The 19,645-nt window shown below is 59.5% G+C and carries 18 protein-coding genes; 9 read left to right on the top strand and 9 right to left on the bottom strand.

The genetic code is table 11. The annotated features are described in order from the left end of the window. Positions 1 to 132 precede the first annotated feature (132 nt). A complete protein-coding gene (locus IMCC20628_RS05255) occupies positions 133 to 825 on the bottom strand; it encodes a cobalt-precorrin-6A reductase (RefSeq protein ID WP_047029341.1) in 693 nt (230 codons plus the stop codon). Next, the gene (locus IMCC20628_RS05260) at positions 815 to 1,924 is read right to left on the bottom strand and encodes a cobalt-precorrin-5B (C(1))-methyltransferase (RefSeq protein WP_047029342.1); all 1,110 of its coding nucleotides are present in this window, start codon (positions 1,922 to 1,924) and stop codon (positions 815 to 817) included. Before IMCC20628_RS05260 ends, IMCC20628_RS05255 begins: the two co-directional genes overlap by 11 nt. A 109-nt stretch (positions 1,925 to 2,033) precedes the next feature. On the opposite strand from IMCC20628_RS05260, the gene cobA reads away from it, so the two are divergent. From cobA to IMCC20628_RS05285, 5 genes are all read left to right on the top strand, one after another. Then, on the top strand, positions 2,034 to 2,879 hold the full coding sequence (gene cobA, locus IMCC20628_RS05265) for a uroporphyrinogen-III C-methyltransferase (RefSeq protein WP_047029343.1): 846 nt from the start codon (positions 2,034 to 2,036) through the stop codon (positions 2,877 to 2,879). Next, on the top strand, positions 2,876 to 4,174 hold the full coding sequence (locus IMCC20628_RS05270; protein WP_047029344.1) for a cobyrinate a,c-diamide synthase: 1,299 nt from the start codon (positions 2,876 to 2,878) through the stop codon (positions 4,172 to 4,174). The genes cobA and IMCC20628_RS05270 overlap by 4 nt, the downstream gene beginning before the upstream one ends. Positions 4,175 to 4,177: 3 nt before the next feature. Next, positions 4,178 to 5,200: a threonine-phosphate decarboxylase CobD gene (gene cobD / locus IMCC20628_RS05275; protein WP_047029345.1), complete on the top strand. Its 1,023-nt coding sequence runs from the start codon at positions 4,178 to 4,180 to the stop codon at positions 5,198 to 5,200. Beyond that, positions 5,200 to 6,171 (top strand): adenosylcobinamide-phosphate synthase CbiB, encoded by a 972-nt coding sequence (gene cbiB, locus IMCC20628_RS05280; protein WP_047029346.1) that lies wholly within the window; start codon positions 5,200 to 5,202, stop codon positions 6,169 to 6,171. The genes cobD and cbiB overlap by 1 nt, the downstream gene beginning before the upstream one ends. Before the next feature lie 130 nt (positions 6,172 to 6,301). Beyond that, on the top strand, positions 6,302 to 6,733 hold the full coding sequence (locus IMCC20628_RS05285; protein ID WP_047029347.1) for a L,D-transpeptidase: 432 nt from the start codon (positions 6,302 to 6,304) through the stop codon (positions 6,731 to 6,733). Between the two features lie 60 nt (positions 6,734 to 6,793). Here IMCC20628_RS05285 and IMCC20628_RS05290 read toward each other — a convergent pair whose 3' ends face one another. The 7 genes from IMCC20628_RS05290 to hemN all read right to left on the bottom strand — a co-directional run bounded on the left by IMCC20628_RS05290 (position 6,794) and on the right by hemN (position 13,727). Further along, a complete protein-coding gene (locus tag IMCC20628_RS05290) occupies positions 6,794 to 7,738 on the bottom strand; it encodes a lipid A biosynthesis lauroyl acyltransferase (protein ID WP_047032278.1) in 945 nt (314 codons plus the stop codon). A gap of 16 nt (positions 7,739 to 7,754) precedes the next feature. Continuing rightward, on the bottom strand, positions 7,755 to 8,783 hold the full coding sequence (locus tag IMCC20628_RS05295) for a zinc-binding dehydrogenase (protein ID WP_047029348.1): 1,029 nt from the start codon (positions 8,781 to 8,783) through the stop codon (positions 7,755 to 7,757). 165 nt (positions 8,784 to 8,948) lie between these two features. Beyond that, positions 8,949 to 10,235 (bottom strand): beta-ketoacyl-ACP synthase, encoded by a 1,287-nt coding sequence (locus tag IMCC20628_RS05300; protein WP_047029349.1) that lies wholly within the window; start codon positions 10,233 to 10,235, stop codon positions 8,949 to 8,951. Positions 10,236 to 10,248: 13 nt separating this feature from the next. Continuing rightward, positions 10,249 to 11,451 carry a beta-ketoacyl-ACP synthase gene (locus IMCC20628_RS05305; RefSeq protein WP_047029350.1) on the bottom strand — a complete coding sequence of 401 codons (1,203 nt, stop codon included), beginning with the start codon at positions 11,449 to 11,451 and terminating at the stop codon, positions 10,249 to 10,251. After that, entirely contained in the window at positions 11,448 to 11,933 is a 486-nt protein-coding gene (locus tag IMCC20628_RS05310; protein WP_047029351.1) for a 3-hydroxyacyl-ACP dehydratase FabZ family protein, read from the bottom strand. Before IMCC20628_RS05310 ends, IMCC20628_RS05305 begins: the two co-directional genes overlap by 4 nt. A 38-nt stretch (positions 11,934 to 11,971) precedes the next feature. After that, entirely contained in the window at positions 11,972 to 12,250 is a 279-nt protein-coding gene (locus tag IMCC20628_RS05315) for an acyl carrier protein (RefSeq protein WP_047032279.1), read from the bottom strand. 127 nt (positions 12,251 to 12,377) lie between these two features. Continuing rightward, positions 12,378 to 13,727 (bottom strand): oxygen-independent coproporphyrinogen III oxidase, encoded by a 1,350-nt coding sequence (gene hemN, locus IMCC20628_RS05320; RefSeq protein ID WP_047029352.1) that lies wholly within the window; start codon positions 13,725 to 13,727, stop codon positions 12,378 to 12,380. Between the two features lie 167 nt (positions 13,728 to 13,894). Here hemN and IMCC20628_RS05325 point away from each other — a divergent pair, with 167 nt between their 5' ends. The 4 genes from IMCC20628_RS05325 (at position 13,895) to IMCC20628_RS05340 (ending at position 19,577) form a co-directional block, all read left to right on the top strand. Further along, positions 13,895 to 14,620 (top strand): Crp/Fnr family transcriptional regulator, encoded by a 726-nt coding sequence (locus IMCC20628_RS05325; protein WP_047029353.1) that lies wholly within the window; start codon positions 13,895 to 13,897, stop codon positions 14,618 to 14,620. A gap of 504 nt (positions 14,621 to 15,124) precedes the next feature. Next, complete coding sequence (locus IMCC20628_RS05330; protein WP_047029354.1) at positions 15,125 to 15,817, top strand: PAS domain-containing protein; 693 nt, start codon at positions 15,125 to 15,127, stop codon at positions 15,815 to 15,817. A 434-nt stretch (positions 15,818 to 16,251) separates the two neighbouring features. Beyond that, positions 16,252 to 17,916: an electron transfer flavoprotein-ubiquinone oxidoreductase gene (locus IMCC20628_RS05335; protein WP_047029355.1), complete on the top strand. Its 1,665-nt coding sequence runs from the start codon at positions 16,252 to 16,254 to the stop codon at positions 17,914 to 17,916. A 353-nt stretch (positions 17,917 to 18,269) separates the two neighbouring features. After that, positions 18,270 to 19,577, top strand: a complete 1,308-nt coding sequence (locus IMCC20628_RS05340) for an MFS transporter (protein ID WP_047029356.1) — start codon at positions 18,270 to 18,272, stop codon at positions 19,575 to 19,577. Positions 19,578 to 19,645 lie beyond the last annotated feature (68 nt).

The raw sequence follows: 19,645 nt of genomic DNA on the forward strand, positions 1-19,645 counted from the left end.
TTCGAGCCCTCGGTGCACACTGCGCATATCGACTGCATCGGATTTGCCAACCTGATCAGTCCAAGGACCTGGGCTGGTTGGATACCGGATCGGGGTCCGGTATGACGGAAAACCAAGCGTATTTTGCCGTTCTTATCGCCCGACCATGATCACCGGCAACCCCAGCTTCCGTGCGGCTTCGATCTTGGCGTAGGCCGACTTGCCGCCGGAGTTGCGGCAGACGATGTGGGTGATGGAATGGGCGATCAGCAGCATCGCCTCGATGGCTGCCGTGTCGCCGGGGCGTCCTAGGATCAGCGCGTGATCAGGAAGCTCCAGTTTGGTCTCCGGCGGATCGATCATGCGGACGACGAAATGCGCGTCCTCGCGGTCCGCAAACACACCGATATGCTGCGAGCCCAAGGCCAGCAGCACGCGGGCGCGGGGCGGGATGGCGTCGCGGGCGGCTTGCAGCGTCTCCACCACGATCCACTCGTCGCCTTGCTGTCTTTCCCATGGCATTCGGGTTCGGATCTCGAGCGGCACGCCCGCGATCCGAGCCGCCTCAACGGCGTTGGCGCTGATCTGGCGGGCAAAGGGATGGGTGGCATCGATCAACCGCGTAACGCGGTTTTCACGCAGATAAGAGACGAGCCCATCGATGCCGCCAAAGCCGCCGCTGCGAACTTCACCGGCCAGTGGCGCGGGTTCCCTTGTTCGTCCGGCGAGCGAGGTGATAACGCGCGCAGCGGGTTGGCTTTCGACCAGTTGTTTCGCCAGTTCAGCTGCTTCGCTTGTGCCGCCGAGGATCAGGATGGTCTCTGACGGAGCCGGATTATCGGGCATGGGCGAGCAGCTTGCCGGCGCGATCCATCACCATGACGTCAACCTCGACAGGCGCGCCGCGCAAGGTTTCAAGCGCTATACTGCGCGCTGCAACCGCAATTGCCGCGGGCAGATCAACTCCCTGTTCCCGAGTCAATTCAAGCACTTCCATCGCCGTGTTGGCAGATAGAATCCGCTGCTTCAAATCCACATGAGCTCCGAGCTGCAAAGCGTGATCGGCCAGCCAGACCATGTCGACCTGGCTGCGGCCGGAATGCAGATCCAGCGCCCCCTGGCCGAGCTTGGTCAGCTTGGCAAAGCCGCCGGCAATCGTCAGGCGCGGCACCGGATGGGCGCGGAGATATTTGAGCAAGCCGCCGGCAAAGTCACCCATGTCGAGACAGGCGATATCGGGCAGCTTGTAAAAATCCTGCGCGGTTTTTTCCGATGTCGAGCCGGTGGCGCCGAGCACATGGGCATAGCCCTCGGCACGGGCGACATCGATGCCGCGGTGGATCGAATGAATCCAGGACGAACAGGAGAACGGATGCACCACGCCGGTGGTGCCGAGCACCGACAGCCCGCCGACAATGCCCAGCCGCGGGTTCCAGGTTTGCAGGGCCAGCTCGGCGCCGTTGCCGATGGCGATCTCGATTTCGACATCCGGCGAAACACCGTGCTCCGCACAAAGCGCCGTGACCACCTGGATCATCATCTGGCGCGGCACCGGATTGATTGCCGGTTCACCGACCGGTATCGGCAGGCCTGCCTTGGTCACCATGCCGACGCCGTCACCGGCCCTGAAGACGATGCCGTCACCCGTGGGCAAGCGCCGCACACTGGCAATCACCAGTGCGCCATGGGTGACGTCAGGATCGTCGCCGGCATCCTTGATGATTCCGGCCATGGCGTGATCTTCGGTGAGGATTTCGCGGGCCAGCGGAAAACACGGAGTCTCGCCCTTTGGCAGGGTGATTTCAACCGGATCGGGGAAGTCGCCGGACAGCAGTGCGGTCAGCGCCGCCTTGGTTGCAGCCGTTGCACACGCACCGGTGGTCCAGCCGCGGCGCAGTGCCGTGGACGGTTTTTCCAGCCGGATTTCGGTTTCGTCAGCGTCCATGTCGCAGTTCTCGGTCGTGTCTAGCCTGTTGCCGTTATAGAGTGAGATTGATAGGTGTGTAACCCATGCGGCCAGAGCAACTTCGCGCGCGACGGATGAACGGAAAACAATGACCAATTGGCAACAGAACCTGCCGCAGATGCAAGCAGGCGAAGTGTGGCTTGTCGGCGCCGGACCGGGCGATCCCGGGCTGTTGACGCTGCATGCCGCCAATGCGATGAGCCAGGCCGATGTGATCGTGCATGACGCGCTGGTCAATGCCGATTGTCTCAAGCTGGCGCGCACAGGCGCGGTGATCGAATATGCCGGCAAGCGGGGTGGCAAACCCTCGGCCAAGCAGCGTGATATTTCGCTGCGGCTGGTCGAACTGGCGCGGGCGGGCAACAAGGTGCTGCGGCTCAAGGGCGGCGATCCGTTTGTCTTCGGGCGCGGTGGCGAGGAAGCATTGACTCTGGTCGAAAACCACATCCCATTCCGGGTCGTGCCGGGCATTACCGCCGGCATCGGCGGACTGGCCTATGCCGGCATTCCGGTGACGCATCGCGACACCAACCACACGGTGACATTTCTAACCGGTCATGATTCTTCGGGGCTGGTCCCCGACCGGGTTGATTGGGACGGTGTGGCGCGCGGCAGCCAGGTGATCGTCATGTACATGGCGATGAAGCATATCGCGACCATCGCCGCGCGGCTGATCGATGCAGGGCGGGCTGCCGACGAGCCTGTGGCGTTTGTTACTGATGCGTCGACAGAGGCGCAGCAGGTACTCGAAACCACCCTCGGACGAGCCGCCGAGGATGTCGCTGCATCCGGGCTGAAGCCGCCGGCCATTGTTGTGGTCGGGCAGGTGGTGCGATTGCGCCCGGCGCTCGACTGGATGGGAGCGGCTGCCGGACGGGTTCTGACCGCTGATCCCCTTGGAAATCGCGCCGATGCGCAGAAAGACAGTGCATGACCGGATTGATGATTGCCGCGCCCCGGTCGGGCTCGGGCAAGACAACTGTGACCCTTGGGCTGCTGCGGGCGCTCCAACGCCGTGGAGTGGCGCTGGCGCCGGGCAAGGCTGGTCCAGACTATATTGACCCGGCGTTCCACGCAGCAGCCAGCGGCCAGGCCTGCCTCAATTATGATCCGTGGGCGATGCGCAGAGATCTGCTTCTGGCCAATGCATCGCTGCAGTCGCAAGGCGGACGGATGATGCTGATCGAGGCGATGATGGGGCTGTTCGACGGTGCAGCCGACGGCTCCGGCTCGGCGGGCGATCTGGCCGGATTGCTGGGGCTGCCGGTTGTCCTGGTGATCGATTGCACCGGCATGTCGCATTCGGTGGCAGCGCTGGCGCACGGGTTTGCCAATTTCCATCCCGATGTTCTGGTGCCGGGGGTTATTCTCAATCACGTGGCGAGTCCGCGGCATGACGGGATGCTGCGTCAGGCGCTGGAAAAGGCGCGTGTCGAAGTGCTTGGCTCGCTGCCACGTAACGAGAAGCTGGTGCTGCCGCAGCGCCATCTCGGGCTGGTGCAGGCTGGTGAAAATGAAAAGTTGGCCACGTTGATTGACGATGCTGCCGATGTGATGGAAAGCCGCATCGATATCGACCAGTTGATCAAGCTGGCGCAGCGGGCACAGGCCAAGCCGGCGCCTGCCAACATTCTCAGGCTTCCGCCGCCCGGACAGAAAATCGCCGTGGCGCGGGATGTCGCGTTCGCGTTCTTCTACGAGCACATGCTGCTTGGTTGGCGCCGGCGCGGAGCGGAGGTCTCGTTTTTCTCGCCGCTTGCCGATGAAGCTCCGGCGGATGATTGCGACGCAGTGGTGCTGCCAGGCGGGTATCCTGAATTGCATGCAGGCCGCATTGCCAGCGCCAGCGGTTTCAAGGCGGGTATGCAGGCAGCGATTGATCGCGGTATTCCGGTCTATGGCGAGTGCGGTGGCTACATGGTGCTCGGTGACGGCTTGATTGATGCCGAGGGCGTGCGTCACGAGATGCTCGGCGCCCTGCCGCTCGAGACAAGTTTTGCCAATCCCACGCGGCATCTGGGCTACCGCCGGCTTGTGCCGATGCCGGGGTTTTTCTGGAACATGGAACTCTCGGCGCATGAATTCCACTACGCCACGGTCGTCTCCGAAGGTGAAGCGGACAGGCTGTTTTCGGCCCGTGACGCACTGGGCACTGATCAAGGTGCCGCCGGTCTCAAGCGCGGCAATGTCGCAGGATCGTTCATGCATGTGATTGACAGGATAGATTAGCCAATGGCGGACCCGAACGAAGTTCCGATAGCCCATGGCGGAGCGCTGTCGGAAGCGGTTGCCCGTTATGGCGGTTCGGCTTCCGAGTGGCTTGATCTGTCGACCGGGATCAGTCCTTTCACCTTGCCGCTACCGGAAATGACGGCTGAGTGCTGGCGGCGGTTGCCGGAACCGGCCGAAGTTCGTCGGGTTTGCGAACTGGCCATGCGGCATTATGGCGGCTCGGTGATGCCGGTTGCCGTGCCGGGCACCCAGGCTGTCATCCAGTTGCTGCCCTGGCTTGCACCAAACGCCGATCTGACGGCCATCGTTTCGCCCACCTACAGCGAATATGCATTGTCCTACCGGCGGGTCGGCAAGGCGGTCGAAGAGGTCCACAGCCTGGAAGCGGCCGCCGATACACAGGCAGATGTGGCCGTGCTTGCCAATCCCAACAATCCCGATGGCCATGAGACCATGCGGGACGATATTTTCGGCTTTGCCCGTGCGCATCGCCAGCGGCTTCTGATTGTCGACGAAGCCTTTGCCGATCTGCGTCAGGACCTGTCCATGGTGGGGGCAGCAGGCATGGAGCCCAATCTTGTGGTGTTGCGGTCGTTCGGCAAGTTCTTTGGTCTTGCGGGCCTGCGGTTGGGATTTGTCTTTGCCGAGCCAAAGCTGGCCAGAATCCTGAACGAACGGCTTGGTCCGTGGGCCGTGTCCGGACCGGCGCTGGCGATTGCGGCGCATGCGTTTTCGCGCATCGACCTGATCGGTGAACTGCGCACCAGGATCGCCAAGGCCAACACCATGACCCGCTCGGCGCTGAACATGGCCGGCGTATCGATTGTCGGCGAAGCGCCGTTGTTTTTCTATTGCGAGGTGGGTGAGGGCGCAGCGGTCCGTGATGCGATGGCCGGCAGACAGGTGCTGGTGCGGGCCTTTGATCACAGTCCTTCGCGGATCAGGGTCGGATTGGTGCCGGATGAATTGTCCGCTGTCCGGCTTCGCGAAACATTGCGGCTTGCAGGTGCCCGCGTCACGTGATGGGCCATTTGCCGGTTCTCCTTGCTGCGCTGGTGCTGGATCGCGTCATTGGTGATCCTGACTGGCTGTGGCGACGGATCAGCCATCCGGTGGTGATGTTCGGCGCTGCCATTGGCTTTGCAGACCGGCGGTTCAACCATGCTTCCGATCCTGCCGATGTCCGCCGCCGCAAAGGCCGCGCCTCGATCGCGGCATTGCTGCTGCTTGCCGGTCTTGCTGGCTGGTTTCTCTCCCGGTTGTTTGCGGAGCTGGGCGTCGCAGGCCTGATTCTTGAAACGGGTGTGGTAGCGGTGTTCCTGGCCCAGAAAAGCCTCGCTGATCATGTCGGCGCGGTGGCCAGAGGACTTTTGAAGGATGGATTGCCCGGCGGCCGCAAGGCGGTGTCGATGATTGTCGGACGCGACCCTGAGGCGCTTGACGAAGCCGGGGTGTCGCGGGCGGCCATCGAGAGCCTGGCGGAGAATTTTTCCGACGGAATCGTTGCACCGGTGTTGTGGTATGCGCTGTTGGGGTTACCCGGCCTGATGGCCTACAAAATGCTCAATACCGCAGATTCCATGATCGGCCACCTGAATGACCAGTACAGGGATTTCGGACGTGCTGCGGCCAGGCTCGATGACCTTGCCAACTGGCCGGCTGCGCGATTGTCGGCGGGGTTGATTGCTGCGGGCTCCGGTCTGGTCAAAGGCAGGCCGTCGATGCATCGGGCCATGGAGACTGCGCTGGTTGATTCAGGACTGCACCGCTCGCCCAATGCCGGGTGGCCTGAGGCGGCGATGGCAGGTGGGCTGGGGCTGGCGCTCGGTGGATCGCGTCAATACGGAGGCAAGACGGTGATTGAGGCGAGCCTGAATGCGTCAGGGCACAGCAAGGCAGGTGCGCGAGACATAGTTGATGGGCTTCTGATTTTCCGGAGAGCTTGCGATTGCCTTGCGTTGCTGGTTTTCTTGGGGTTTATTGTTTCATTGTAGCTCACTAAATGCAGAAAATGGGCCGATAGATAAAATGCCATCGTGCATCTTAACTGTAAATGATGCTCATATCTGTTCAGATTGATCCGAAGCTAATATAATTTGGTTCAAGGCAACAGGGGAAACAGCAATGCGTAACATCTTCTTGGCCGGGGTCCTTGCCCTCGCTCTTATGCCATTCTCATCTGCATCAGCTTTCGCTGCAAAGGTCATCGCCAAGATCGATGTTTCTTCGCAGACGATGGTGATCAGCCAGAACGGCAAAGTGAAACACAAGTGGCGCGTGTCAACCGGCCGGTCCGGGTATTCGACACCACGGGGCACCTATTCGCCGAAATGGCTTTCACGCTATCACCGGTCACGGAAGTATAACAATGCGTGGATGCATTATGCTGTGTTCTTCCGTGGCGGCTATGCGATCCATGCCACTCGCGACACCAAGCGTCTGGGGCGCCGTGCATCGCATGGCTGTGTCCGGCTGGCGGAAAAGGATGCCGCGAAGTTCTATTCAATGGTCGAAAAAATGGGCAAGAACAACATCCGGATCGTTGTCCAGAACTGACAATTCCACGACTGAAAAAGACGGGGCAGAGGGTCTGGCGTATGCCGGATCCTCTGTTCTTTATTTCAGGGTGTGCTTGATGTTCCAGCGGTCATGGAACCACTGCCACTGGCCGGGATATTCGCGCACCCAGCTTTCCACCTTGTCGTTGAGCAGTTGCGACGTGGCGGCAATGTCGACAGCGCCATCGGGTTGCCGCGGGATTTCAATGGCAGGCTCGACCACCAGCCGGTGGCGTCCGCCGGGAAGACGGATGGCGCGGGCCGGATAGACTTCACATTCATATTGCCTGAGCAGCTTGGCGAGCAACGGATTGGTGTGGACTTCAAGCCCGAAGAACGAGGTTCTGGTGCCCTTGTGGAATTTCTGGTCGACCAGCATGCCGACGCCGCCGCCGCTTTCGAGCCGCCTTGCGAGCGTGAATGCAGCGCCAGCGCGTGACGGCACCAGGTGGCCCATCGTGGTGCGCCGGGCGGCCAGCACCTTTTTCGCGATATAGGGATTGTTCGGCGGACGGAACAACGCCATCACATCAAGGTCAAAGGCGGCAGCAGCGATTGGCAGAAGTTCGAAATTGCCGGTATGGGCGGTGAAAACAATGAATGGCTTGTTTGTGTCGCGCAGTTTCAAGAAGATGTCGGCGCCTTCAACCTCCACCCATCCCGGTTTGTCGGCGTCCGGGTCAAAGTCGAAAATCTGGTCCAGAAACACATATTCGGCAGCCAGCCTCGACATGCTGCCCCACATGTCGGTGGCGATCTGCGTGTGCTCGGCGACGGATTTTTCCGGGAAGGCTCGAGACAGATTGTACATCGCCAGCTTGTGGCGCGAAGTCAGAGGACCAATGCGCCGCGCCATGTAATCGACGAACGGGATCGCCTTATGCGCAGGCAACAGCGAGATCAGGCGTAACAGGCTGAAGATCAGTGTGGCAATCACCCAGTCCCTGACCCGTCTCAAGGCAATGACAATGCGCGTCAGCGCCATGCGGTATTTGTACGTCATCGGATGTTTCGCGGCCTCAATCCATCCGGAGGATGATCTTGCCGAAAACATCCCTCCCTTCCATGCGCGCAAGGGCTACGGAAATGTCATCGAATCCGATTTCGGTATCGATGACGGGATGTACCAGGCCCTCGGCCATCTTCTGCATGGCGTCGGCCATGTTTTCCATGCGGCAGCCAAAGGAGCCGAGCAGCTTGAGTTGCCGCTGGAACAGCATCATCAAATTCATCTGGGTGGAAACGCCGGAGGTCGAACCGCAGGTTACCAGTCGTCCGCCGCGCTTGAGCGACAGCATCGAGCCAGCCCAGGTGTCGGCGCCGACGTGCTCGAACACCACATCCACACCGCGTTTCTTGGTGAGCTTGCGCACCACACCCTCGAAGCGGTCTTCGCGGTAGTTGATGACATGGTCCGCGCCCAAGGCCTTCGCCGGCTCTATCTTGGCGTCTGAGCCAACCGTGGTGATGACGGTGCAGCCGATTTTCTTGGCGAGCTGGATCGCTGCGCTGCCGATGCCTGATCCGCCAGCGTGGATCAGAATGGTCTCGCCGGGTTCCAGCTTGGCGTTGTCAAACAGCATGTGCTCGACAGTGCCGAAAGTGACAGGGGCGACAGCCGCGCCGATTGTGGTGACGCCGGGAGGAGCCGGAACCAGCAGCCGGGCCGGCAGATTGATTTTTTCCTGTGCAAAACCGTCGAGATGAAAGCCGTGAACACCGCTGACATGTTCGCACAGATTGTCACGGCCTTCCCGGCAGGGGCGGCACAGGCCGCAGGTGCGCGCGCCGTAGATCGAAACAAGCTGGCCGGGAACAAGTCCGGAGACACCGTGTCCTATCGAATCGATCACGCCAGATGCCTCGGCGCCGATGACCAATGGCATCTTGCGCTTGGCAAACGCCATGCCGCGCCAACCCCAGACATCGATGTGGTTGAGCGCCACGGCCTTTATGGAAACAGTGACTTCGCCGATGCCGGGCGGGGGCGGGGGTGGCAGATCCACGGTTTCAAGCTTGCGGTCTTCGATCAGCTGCAATGCCCGCATGGTACTCGTCCTTCGCCGCTCGTCGGGGCCGTAGAGGCCGCCATGAATATTCAAATGTCGAGCCCGCGCACGGGCTTCCAGATGACCGCCCGGTTGACGCGTTTACGCCTTTGCAGGATCCATGATCACCTTTGCTTCGGCCGGTTTGCCGGAACGCGCCATGCCTTAAGCGGGTTCAGCCGACATGACAAGACATGCATTCTGCCCGCCAAACCCGAAAGAGTTGGAAAGGACATGCGTGATCGTCGCATCACGTTTCACATTCGGGACCACGTCGAGCGGGATCGTCGGGTCCGGATTGTCGTAATTGATGGTTGGCGGCAGCACTCCGGTGGCGATGGTCAACAGCGAGAATACGGCTTCGACTGCGCCGGCCGCCGTCAGGGTATGTCCTATCATCGATTTGTTCGATGACACCGGAACGTCTGCCATCCGGTCGCCGAACACGGTCGACAGCGACATGTATTCCATCTTGTCGTTTTCCGGCGTTGATGTGCCATGCGCATTGACGTAACCGATTTCGTCGGATGACAGGCCGGCATCATCAAGTGCCGCACGAATGGTGGCGATCGCAGGTGCACCGCCTGGCGACGAGCGGGTCCGGTGGAAATCATCGGCCTTCTCGCCGCAGCCGCTGATGATACCGAGAATTTTCGCGCCACGGGCAACCGCAGCCTCAAGTGATTCGAGCACCAGAGTGGCTGCCCCTTCGGCAATGACAAAGCCCTCGCGGTCCTTGGTAAAGGGACGTGAGGCTTTTTCGGGGACATCGTTATTGGTCGACAGTGCCGATAGCAGTGAAAAGCGGATCAGCGCTTCGGCGCTGACCGAGCCGTCGGTGGCAACGCTCAAGGCGCGGTCTGTGCGGCCCTGGCGGATCGCCTCGACGCCGAGCTGGATCGCGGTCGCTCCTGAGGCGCAGGCAGTCGACAGCGTCACCGGCAAGCCACGGGTTCCAAACTGGTCTGCCAGGCGCTCGGAAATGGAGCCGAACATGGCGGCTTCATGAAATGCCGGGTCGGCCTTTTCGCGCAACACCGCGAGAAACTGCTCATAGGCATTGCCGGTCATCTGCTCGGGCCGGACCCGGTCGCCAAGCTCGAAACGTGCACTCCATTCAGGCTCGATCGGCGGTGCTGCCAGAAACAGCGGACCGCCAAAATCGCCCGACAGGCCAGCTTGCGCGAGTGCTTCAAGAGTGGTTTCGCGGGCAAAGGCAAAGGACCGCTCGACCGCGTTGGGGGCCGGAATTTCGATGAAATCAACCGTGCCACAAATGCGGGTGGACAAGCCATCCGAGGGGAACCGGGTGATCGAGTGTATGCCGGACTTGCCAGCGGTCAGCGCCGCCCAATTGTCCTCAATGCCCTGACCCAGCGAGGAGACGACGCCCATGCCGGTGACGGCGACCAGAGGACGGCCAAGATGGTCTTTGTACGCAGCTTTGCTCATGGCTGTCTCCGTCTCATGGCATTCTCGTCAGGCGGGCGATACCTTCACCGCGAACATGGCCGACTGTTGTCACAATGGCCGAATTTGCCGCTTCCTGGGCAACGGCTTCGCCGGCTGTAAACGGGGTCACTGGTGATCCGGCGTCGAGCGCCAGGCAGGCCAACGCCATGGCGGTGGGGAACTGGGCTTCGAGCGAATGGCCGAACAGGGCGCCAATGGTGCGCAGCGGCGTCGTGGGAAACCGCGCCTCGAGAAAAGCACGTTCGCGTGCGCTGAGATCGGGAAGGCCACTTGCGCCGGAGAAGACAATGGTGTCTGCGCCGGTTGCGCTCGCGCCAGTGCCGTCGGCAAGGTTTTCGAGCCGGCGTTCCATGCCTCCGTCGGCGCGCTGGCCGCGGTCGGCCAGAACCGCGTCGAGGCGGGCATAAATATGGGCGCCGCGCGCCTGTGCGTGCTCAAGCGATTCCAGCACCAGAAATGCGCCAGAGGTTCCGAGATTCATGCCGTTGGCCTGGCCATCGCTGTTCCAGAACGGTTCACCGGGGTTTTTGCCAAGGCTTTGCAAGGCTTCCATGGCCATCAACATGTCGAAGCGCTCGGCGATGAAGGCGCCGCCGACAAGACAATGAGTCGATTGACCGGCTGCAATGCGGGCATGGGCTGTCTCGATGGCGGAAATGCCTGCGCCTTCCTCGCCCATCAAGGTGCGCGAAGATCCGGTGACCTTGTGAACAATGGAAATATTGCCGGCGAGCAGATTGGACAATTGCGCAAGGAACAGGGTCGGGCGCAATTCGGTGGTCAATTTCTCATTGAGCAATTGTTCGCGGTCGTTGCGCTTGCGGCTTTCCTCGATGATCAGCGTATCAACCGAGATATCACGCTCACCGCCGCCGGCGGCGACGATCATGTCCATGGAAGCGCAAGCCTCGAGATCATCCTTGAGCCCGGCATCATCAAGCGCCAGGCCGGCGGAATAAACACCAAGCCGCTGCCAGTTCTCCATCTGACGCTGATCACCGCGGCGCGGGATCTGCTCGGACCAGTCAATTTCGGGCAAGGGGTGAACCGTGTAAGGCGCGAACCGGTCGCTGTCGGTTCTCTTGAGCAGCGGGGAGCCACCCATAAGCTTGTCGGAATGCTCCTGACGCCCGACGCCGAGCGACGTGACCAGACCTACTCCCGTTACCACTACTGCATGGCGTGTCTCTGTCATAGCTGGTCTCCTGATGCTTTCGCCATGGCGGTCAAAAGCCCCACTTCCTCGGCCCGGGTGCGAACGATACCGGCAAGCGGAACCTGGTCAAAGGCGACGGTTCTCAGTTTGAGCTGGCAATCGGCCACTTTTTTCCCGCCACTTGATATTCTTGCCTTGGTAACAGCGAAACCGGAGCCTTCGTGCTCCAGCGTGGCGGTGATTTCCAGCAATGCGCCGGGCTTGACGAAATCACGCATTTTGGCGCCATCAACCGACATCAGGAACGGCATAGCCGCAAAATCCGTCGCGGCCAGAACCAGAAATCCGCTGGCCTGTGCCATGGTTTCAATCAGAAGCACCCCGGGAACCAGTGGCATGCCGGGGAAATGACCTTCGAACACCGGGCTGGAGCCGGGTACGGTCGAACTTGCAACCAGAGTGCCTGCATCAAGATCAAGCGCCTCAATGCGGTCGATCATCTGGAAGTATTCAAGCTGCATGAGTCAATCCTGCCGCGTCGGGCCTGCCGCGTCGGGCGTCAACCCTTTGCAGCCCTCAGCTCGTCGATCTTGGTGCACAGATTGCCAAGCACGAAATACTCCTCGGTAGAAGCTTTGCCGTCATTGACTTCCTGCGTCCATTGCTCGAGCGGAATCTTGATGCCAAATTCCTTGTCGACAGCAAATACGATGTCGAGGAAATCGAGGCTGTCGATGCCCAGATCGTCAATGGTGTGGCTTTCAGTGGTGATGGAATCGCGGTCAATCTCGCTGGTTTCAGCGATGATATCGGCGACCTTGTCAAATGTTGCGGTCACGCTTCTGTCCTCATTGGATAACTGTTTGAGCGAAGCTATAGAAAAAACCGGCGCAAAAGCCAATGGCTTGTTTGCGCGCCGTTTCACCGGCTCGTCCGCCTGGACCCATTACATAGGGACGATGGGATCACACAGCAAGCGAATGGCGCGCACTGCCGGTGCCAAAATAGCCGTCAAATGCTGATGCAATCGAGCGCACAAACGGCTTTCCCTTTGCGGTCACTTGAAAGAGACCGCCACTGAACTCGATCATACCATCGGTGTCACAGCTTGCCAGATATTCGGCTTCATCCAGTATGGCTTCGACCGCGCCGCCAAACTCATGCCGAATCGCCGCAAAGGAAAAGGCGAAATCGCACATCAGCAGTTCTATGATGCGGGCGCGTATCCGGTCTTCTGTCGCCAACTCGAAGCCACGCACGACAGGCAACTGGCCGAGACTGACCTGTCGCTGATATTCCCCGGTGGATGGCTGATTCTGGACATATCCCTGTGGCAACTGTCCGATGGAGGACGCGCCCATTCCGATCAGCGCATCGGCAGTGTCGCTGGTGTAGCCTTGGAAATTGCGCCGCATGGTTCCGGCGGCAGCGGCAGTCGCCAGAGAGTCGCCAGGCAAGGCAAAATGATCAATGCCAATCGCCGTGTATCCGGCGGAGGTCAGAGCTGAAGCAGCCCGGTTCATCTGCGCAAACCGCTCGGTGATGTCGGGCAGGGCCGACTCATCGATCATCTTCTGATTGGCTTTCATCCATGGGACATGGGCGTAGCCGAACAGAGCTATCCGGTCGGGTGCAAGCGAGAGAACCTGTTCGATGGTTTTGTCGATGGTTCGGCGGGTCTGGTGCGGCAACCCGTAAAGTACGTCGCAATTGACTGACCGGACGCCGCGGGCCCGGACCTGTTCGACAACCTCGCGGGTCTGTTCAAAGGTCTGCTCACGGTTGATTGCCTGTTGCACCTTTTCATCGAAATCCTGGACCCCGAGCGAAGCGCGGGTCATTCCGATGGCAGCAAGTGCATCATATCTGTCGGCGGTGAGGTCGTTGGGATCCATTTCGACACTGATTTCGGCATCGGCATCGAAATTGAACCGGCTGCGCAGAGCCTGATTGAGCGCCACCATGTCGTCGGGGCGCAGCATGGTTGGCGAGCCGCCGCCCAGATGCAGCGCGGTGACGCGGCATCCTGGATCAATCAGGCCGGAAATGGTCTCGATCTCGTGTTCGAGGGCCGTGAGATAGGTTTTCAGAGGATCATATTTCAGGGTCTGCTTGGTGTTGCAGCCGCAGAACCAGCAAAGCCGGTCGCACCAGGGAATGTGGATGTAGAGCGACAGCGTTTGCCCAGGCGTCAGTTTGCCCAGCCAGCGTGCGTAAACATCGCCGTCAATTCCGTCATGAAAATGCGGAGCGGTGGGATAACTGGTGTAGCGCGGCGCCGGGCCACCGTGCTTGCGAATAAACTCTTTTTGCATGGGTCCACTTCCGTATGTGAGCGTACACAATGCCTTCCAGCGCCGTTCCCGCCTTGACTTTGATCAAGCCTCGCTGCTTTTTTGTGCGCTGGCACTGATGCGTGCGAACGAGGCGCGCTTGTGGTGGCGTGTTCAGGTGGTCTTGTTGACGCAGGAATGAGGGTTTGATGGACGCGCATCGCAAAGACATCCACAACTCTGATATTCCGGTGCTGTGCAGGGCTTGCGAAGCCCGGCACAAGGGTGTGTGCGGCGCATTGTCCCCCGACCAGTTGATCAGCCTGAGCAAGCATGCAACCCGTCGGCATGTGGAGTCGGGATCCGAATTGATCGGGCAGAGCCAGGAAACCGCCAATTACGCCAACATCATTGCTGGCGTGGTGAAACTGACCAAGATGATGGCCGATGGCCGTCAACAGATTGTCGGCCTGCAGTTCGCACCCGATTTCCTCGGGCGCCCGTTTCGCGCGGCCAGCGACATCACCGCTGATGCTGCCACCGACGTCAATCTCTGCAGTTTCCCGAAAACCGTGATTGACCGGATGATCAAGGATACCCCAGAGCTCGAGCGCAAACTGCTGGAGCAGACGCTGAATGAGTTGGACGAAGCCCGCGACTGGATGTTGACCCTGGGGCGAAAGACCGCAGCCGAGAAGGTGGCGAGTTTCCTGTTGTTGATCGCAAGCAATATCGATCCTGAATCGGACGCAGATTCGGCGCGCTTCGCATTGCCGCTATCGCGGTCCGATATTGCCGATTTCCTCGGCTTGACCATTGAAACGGTGAGCAGGCAAATGACGGGCTTGCGCAAGGATGGCATTATCCTGATTGGCAGCAGCCGCCATGTCGAGGTGCCGGATCTGGCCAAACTGGCTGAACGCGCATCGCTTTGATCGAAAATCACAAAAATCGAGACAATGAGCGTTTTCGCGATTTCTTGCCGCATACACCGCATTTTTTGTGAATATCAGCTGTTGCAGACCCCAAAATTCGAATTGGTGCAGTGAAACTCAGAGTATTTGTCACGTCAGTGGTGTTCTGAACTTTTGCCTGACAGCAATTTCCAGCAGACTTTGTCGCGGATAGACACTTGCTGCGGCAACCCTGTTGAGGAACCCGGCCTTATTGCCTATTACTTGCGAATTGATTCATGTCGCGCGTCGTCAGTTTTGCTGTGAGTACGCCAGCCAGTTGCCGCGAAAGGGTTTTGAAAGCGGGCTTGCCTGTGTCGTGTGAAATCTGATGCAGGATCGCGGCTTTGGTTCGATCCTGTTGTGAAATTGAGTGCGTGACAGGAAATTTTGACCATTGCCAGAAAGCAAGTTGGGTGATTGTCGACAACGCGCGATTATCATTGTAAAAGTATTTCCAGGCAGAAATTGATAATCGGTGTCTTGATGCTCTATGAGCTAATTCAGCAGTTTGAACGCATCGCCAGCGAATTATTGCTTGCCGTGCGCCGTGAGGACGAAGATCAGGTCGACCGGCTCGATGTCCGGCTTCAACATGTGGTGCGCAGTATATTTGAGATGCAAGCGCGTAGCCGAAGCGAAATGTCAACACAGATCAATTTCTTCAATCGCCTTGCATTGAGAGACTGCGAAGATGGCAGCAGTGTCGGACGTTACACCGACATGATGTCATCGCTGTTTGATCGCTATATGGATTCAAGCATCGCTCTAAAAGCCGCCCGGTCGGAGCAGCAGATGCTGGTCGAAGGCTATGATCCGTCCTTGCACGAACTGGTTCTTGATTCGGTGCTGGAGCGCGTTGCTGTCATTGGCCTCGATTACCGCTATATCTATTGCAACAAGCGCAACGCCGATTTTCATGACAAGCGTCCGATTGATTTCATCGGCAAGCACCTTCTCGACATGATCGATATGGAGCGGTTCCAGTCCCGTGCAAAGCTGCGCCTCGATCAGTGTTTTGGCGGGGCGAGGGTGTCCTATACCTACGAAGTTTCCGACAACCGTGGTCGTATGTACGATGTTATCTGCCGGATGACGCCGTTTCTCGACAAGAGCGAAAAAGTGGCCGGGGCCGTGCTGGTGCTGCACATGCAGCCGATGTTCGCCAGCGCCGGCTGAGAATTCCTCCTTTTGATCTCGAACCACTCCGGGCTCCTCGCTGGTTTCTCGGCCGCCACACTGTCTCCACTGTTTTCAATCCGATGCTGAACACCGTTCCACCGTGCAGCCATGATGCGCATGGCAGGCGCGGCAATGCCGCGACCGGTTCTGCCGTTTCAGCCTGCGCAACGGAGGCAATGACAAATTCGGTGGTTGACGTTTACGTGCGCGTCAATAATTGTTAGGTGAGAATGCAAATCCTGTCGCATCCCGGCTCGACTTCGCGCGCGCCATTTGCCATGACAGGATGAACCGGCCGCAAGGCCGTTTGGTGTATCCGGAGTGCGGCTCAACAGGTCCGGCCTTCCGTTTAGACCAGAGCCCGATGTTGGATTGATCCGACGCGTCCGCCACAGCCTGGCGCCGCCGGATCAAAGAGGTGAGGACGTCCGATGACTGATGTGAACGAGCTTCCCGAGCGCGAGAGCATGGAATTTGATGTGGTGATCGTGGGGGCAGGGCCAGCTGGCCTCTCCGCGGCAATCCGGCTCAAACAGCGCGACCCCGAACTGACGGTGGTTGTTCTGGAAAAGGGCGGCGAAGTCGGCGCGCATATTCTTTCAGGCGCTGTCGTCGATCCGGTCGGCATCGACAAGCTCATACCCGATTGGCGCGATGACCCCGATCATCCCTTCAAGACACCGGTCAAGGCCGATCATTTTCTGGTCCTTGGACCAGCCGGGTCAATCAGGCTGCCGAATTTCCTGATGCCGCCGCTGATGAACAATCATGGCAATTTCATCGTATCGCTGTCCAACGTCACCAAATGGCTTGGCGACCGCGCCGAAGCGTTGGGCGTCGAGATCTATCCGGGCTTTGCCGCCACCGAGGTGCTGACCAATGACGCCGGTGCCGTGATCGGTGTCGCCACCGGCGACATGGGCGTCGAGCGCAATGGCGAACCCGGCCCGAACTACGCCCGCGGCATGGCTCTGCTGGGCAAATATGTGCTGATCGGCGAGGGAGTGCGCGGTTCGCTGGCCAAGCAGCTGATTTCAAAATTCAAGCTCGATGAAGGCCGCGAGCCGCAGAAATACGGCATCGGTCTGAAGGAACTCTGGCAGGTCAAGCCGGAGCATTCCAAACCGGGCCTGGTGCAGCATTCCTTCGGCTGGCCGCTCGACATGAAGACCGGCGGCGGATCGTTCCTGTATCATCTCGATGACAATCAGGTGGCGGTCGGTTTCGTTGTTCACCTCAACTACAAGAATCCGTGGCTGTCGCCCTTCGAGGAATTCCAGCGCTTCAAGACCCACGCAGCGATCGCGCCGGTGTTTGAAGGCGGCAAGCGGCTGGGCTATGGCGCCCGCGCCATTTCCGAAGGCGGCTGGCAGTCGGTGCCGAAACTTGTCTTTCCGGGCGGCGCGCTGATCGGCTGTTCGGCCGGTTTCGTCAATGTGGCCCGCATCAAGGGTTCACACAACGCCGTGCTGTCGGGCATGATGGCGGCCGACCATGCCGCCGACGCCATTGCAGCTGGCCGGGCGCAGGATACGCTGGAGGGTTATGACGCCGCCTGGCAGGCTTCTGACATCGGCAAGGACCTCAAGAAGGTCCGCAACGTCAAGCCACTGTGGTCAAAACTCGGCACCATTGGCGGCGTGGCACTCGGCGGCTTGGACATGTGGCTCAACACGCTGTTCGGCATTTCGCCGTTTGGCACCATGAGCCACGGCAAGCCCGATTACGCCATGCTCGAGCCTGCGGCCAAGCACAAGAAGATCGCTTATCCCAGGCCAGATGGCGTGCTGACCTTCGACCGGTTGTCCTCGGTGTTCTTGTCCAACACCAATCACGACGAAAACGAACCGGTGCACCTGCAGGTCAAGGACATGGCGCTGCAGAAAACCTCCGAGCATGATGTCTATGGCGGACCGTCTGAGCGCTATTGCCCGGCCGGCGTCTATGAATGGGTCGAAACCAACGGTGTGCCGACCTTCGTGATCAACGCCCAGAACTGCGTCCACTGCAAGACCTGCGACATCAAGGACCCGAACCAGAACATCAACTGGGTCCCGCCTCAGGGCGGCGAGGGGCCGGTCTATACCAATTTGTGAGGGTGGCGGGCAGGGCGGACAGATGCGCTCTGCCTGAAGCCGTAGCTTTGTGGCTCCGGCTTTGAGACACCGCAAGCCGCGTTTATCCGCCTCGGGCTTTTTAGGGATCTTCGGCCTATTTGCCCGATGGTCACTGACGACCTTTACGAACCGCCGTCACCTTCCAAAATACCGCACCTCGGCTTCCGCATTGCTGCCGTTCGTCGCCGCGCAGCATTCTTGGCAGATCAACGTCGGCACAGGCCCTGCCGACCATCATTGCCAGAGATGCGGTCCAGTCTGAAGGTCTTGCTTTTTGCGGAGAGGTCAAATCTATTCGCAGTCACTCTGGCGAGTTGTGGGAAGGCGGTTTGATGGCTGAAGTTAGCGAACGGATGCGCGATGCCTTTGAAGCCGTTGCCATCGATGATGAAGGACGCGCGTGCAGGGACATACCTGATAGCGTTTGTCACGAAGAGCCGCGAAATTTCTTTGTTCATGTCGGGTCGTTGGCGCTGACAAAATCATCCGATGGACTGATTGATCCAAAGCTTGTGCTGAGCTGGCTGCTAACGGAACTTGCTGCACCAATATTTCTTGTAGGTCTGCTCGTGCCGGTCCGTGAAGCTGGTGCCCTGTTGCCGCAAATATTCACTGCCAGCACCATCAGACGGTTCCCGGTACGCAAATGGGTCTGGGTGATGGGAAGCCTCGTACAGGGGTTGGCGGCAGCAACGATCGCTGTTTGCGCGCTGACACTGGAAGGTGCGGCCGCGGGCTGGGCCATCGTCTTGTCACTCGCGGTTCTCGCCATCGGGCGAAGTGTCTGTTCGGTTTCCTACAAGGATGTGCTGGGCAAAACCGTGTCAAAATCCACGCGCGGGACAGCAACAGGCCTGGCAGGATCTCTGGCAGCTGCGGTAACGATCATTTATGCGATCGTGCTCATATCCGGATTTGTGCCAAGAATGACACTGGTTATCGGCGGATTGTTTGTCGCAGCGGGCTGCTGGCTGATTGCCGCAATGGTTTTCTCCACTCTTTACGAAGAAGCTGGCGCAACTCAGGGCGGAAAAAATGCCTTCAAATCGGCAATTGCCGATCTGCAATACCTGGCATCCGATGCGCAGCTTCGCCGCTTCATCATGGTCAGGGGGTTTTTGACGACAACCGCTCTGGCGCCACCGTTCATGATTGCTGCAGCAAGCAAGGCCGGCGAGGGCGGCTTTGGTGGCCTGGGCTATCTTGTTCTGGCATCTGCTTTTGCGGGCCTTGTCAGCGCATATGTCTGGGGTCGGTTGGCTGATCGATCCAGCCGCAAGGTTCTTTTCATTGCATCGGCGATATCGATGGTGGTGTTGGCGCTCGCCTCCTGGTTTTCGGTCACGGGGTGGCTGACGGCGCCCATGGTCCTTCCCGTTCTGCTCTTCTGTATCATGATCGCATACCAAGGCGTCCGGCTCGGACGTTCCACCCATCTGGTGGATATGGCGACCGTCGACACAAGAGCCGCCTATACCGCCTTGTCAAACACGATCATCGGAGTCGTGCTGTTCGCAGGCGGGCTTTTCAGCATTATTGCGGAATTTTTCGGGGTTTCCGTTGTTCTGATCACAATGGCACTCATGTGTGCCGCAGCAATCCCCATGGCTCTCGGCCTGGATGAGGTTCAGGCGGAGTAGAGCATTCCGCCCTTGGTCTCTCTGTCCACACTGCAGACCCACATGATTTGCAGATATGAAAAAGGCGG

This window comes from Hoeflea sp. IMCC20628 (assembly GCF_001011155.1).
Lineage (GTDB): Bacteria > Pseudomonadota > Alphaproteobacteria > Rhizobiales > Rhizobiaceae > Hoeflea.

What these genes read in the sequence shown, in the direction of transcription:
- IMCC20628_RS05255 (WP_047029341.1), bottom strand. Translation starts at nt 825, where the DNA reads ATGCCCGATAATCCGGCTCCGTCAGAGACCATCCTGATCCTCGGCGGC.
- IMCC20628_RS05260 (WP_047029342.1), bottom strand. Translation starts at nt 1,924, where the DNA reads ATGGACGCTGACGAAACCGAAATCCGGCTGGAAAAACCGTCCACGGCA.
- cobA (WP_047029343.1), top strand. Translation starts at nt 2,034, where the DNA reads ATGACCAATTGGCAACAGAACCTGCCGCAGATGCAAGCAGGCGAAGTG.
- IMCC20628_RS05270 (WP_047029344.1), top strand. Translation starts at nt 2,876, where the DNA reads ATGACCGGATTGATGATTGCCGCGCCCCGGTCGGGCTCGGGCAAGACA.
- cobD (WP_047029345.1), top strand. Translation starts at nt 4,178, where the DNA reads ATGGCGGACCCGAACGAAGTTCCGATAGCCCATGGCGGAGCGCTGTCG.
- cbiB (WP_047029346.1), top strand. Translation starts at nt 5,200, where the DNA reads ATGGGCCATTTGCCGGTTCTCCTTGCTGCGCTGGTGCTGGATCGCGTC.
- IMCC20628_RS05285 (WP_047029347.1), top strand. Translation starts at nt 6,302, where the DNA reads ATGCGTAACATCTTCTTGGCCGGGGTCCTTGCCCTCGCTCTTATGCCA.
- IMCC20628_RS05290 (WP_047032278.1), bottom strand. Translation starts at nt 7,738, where the DNA reads ATGACGTACAAATACCGCATGGCGCTGACGCGCATTGTCATTGCCTTG.
- IMCC20628_RS05295 (WP_047029348.1), bottom strand. Translation starts at nt 8,783, where the DNA reads ATGCGGGCATTGCAGCTGATCGAAGACCGCAAGCTTGAAACCGTGGAT.
- IMCC20628_RS05300 (WP_047029349.1), bottom strand. Translation starts at nt 10,235, where the DNA reads ATGAGCAAAGCTGCGTACAAAGACCATCTTGGCCGTCCTCTGGTCGCC.
- IMCC20628_RS05305 (WP_047029350.1), bottom strand. Translation starts at nt 11,451, where the DNA reads ATGACAGAGACACGCCATGCAGTAGTGGTAACGGGAGTAGGTCTGGTC.
- IMCC20628_RS05310 (WP_047029351.1), bottom strand. Translation starts at nt 11,933, where the DNA reads ATGCAGCTTGAATACTTCCAGATGATCGACCGCATTGAGGCGCTTGAT.
- hemN (WP_047029352.1), bottom strand. Translation starts at nt 13,727, where the DNA reads ATGCAAAAAGAGTTTATTCGCAAGCACGGTGGCCCGGCGCCGCGCTAC.
- IMCC20628_RS05325 (WP_047029353.1), top strand. Translation starts at nt 13,895, where the DNA reads ATGGACGCGCATCGCAAAGACATCCACAACTCTGATATTCCGGTGCTG.
- IMCC20628_RS05330 (WP_047029354.1), top strand. Translation starts at nt 15,125, where the DNA reads ATGCTCTATGAGCTAATTCAGCAGTTTGAACGCATCGCCAGCGAATTA.
- IMCC20628_RS05335 (WP_047029355.1), top strand. Translation starts at nt 16,252, where the DNA reads ATGACTGATGTGAACGAGCTTCCCGAGCGCGAGAGCATGGAATTTGAT.
- IMCC20628_RS05340 (WP_047029356.1), top strand. Translation starts at nt 18,270, where the DNA reads ATGGCTGAAGTTAGCGAACGGATGCGCGATGCCTTTGAAGCCGTTGCC.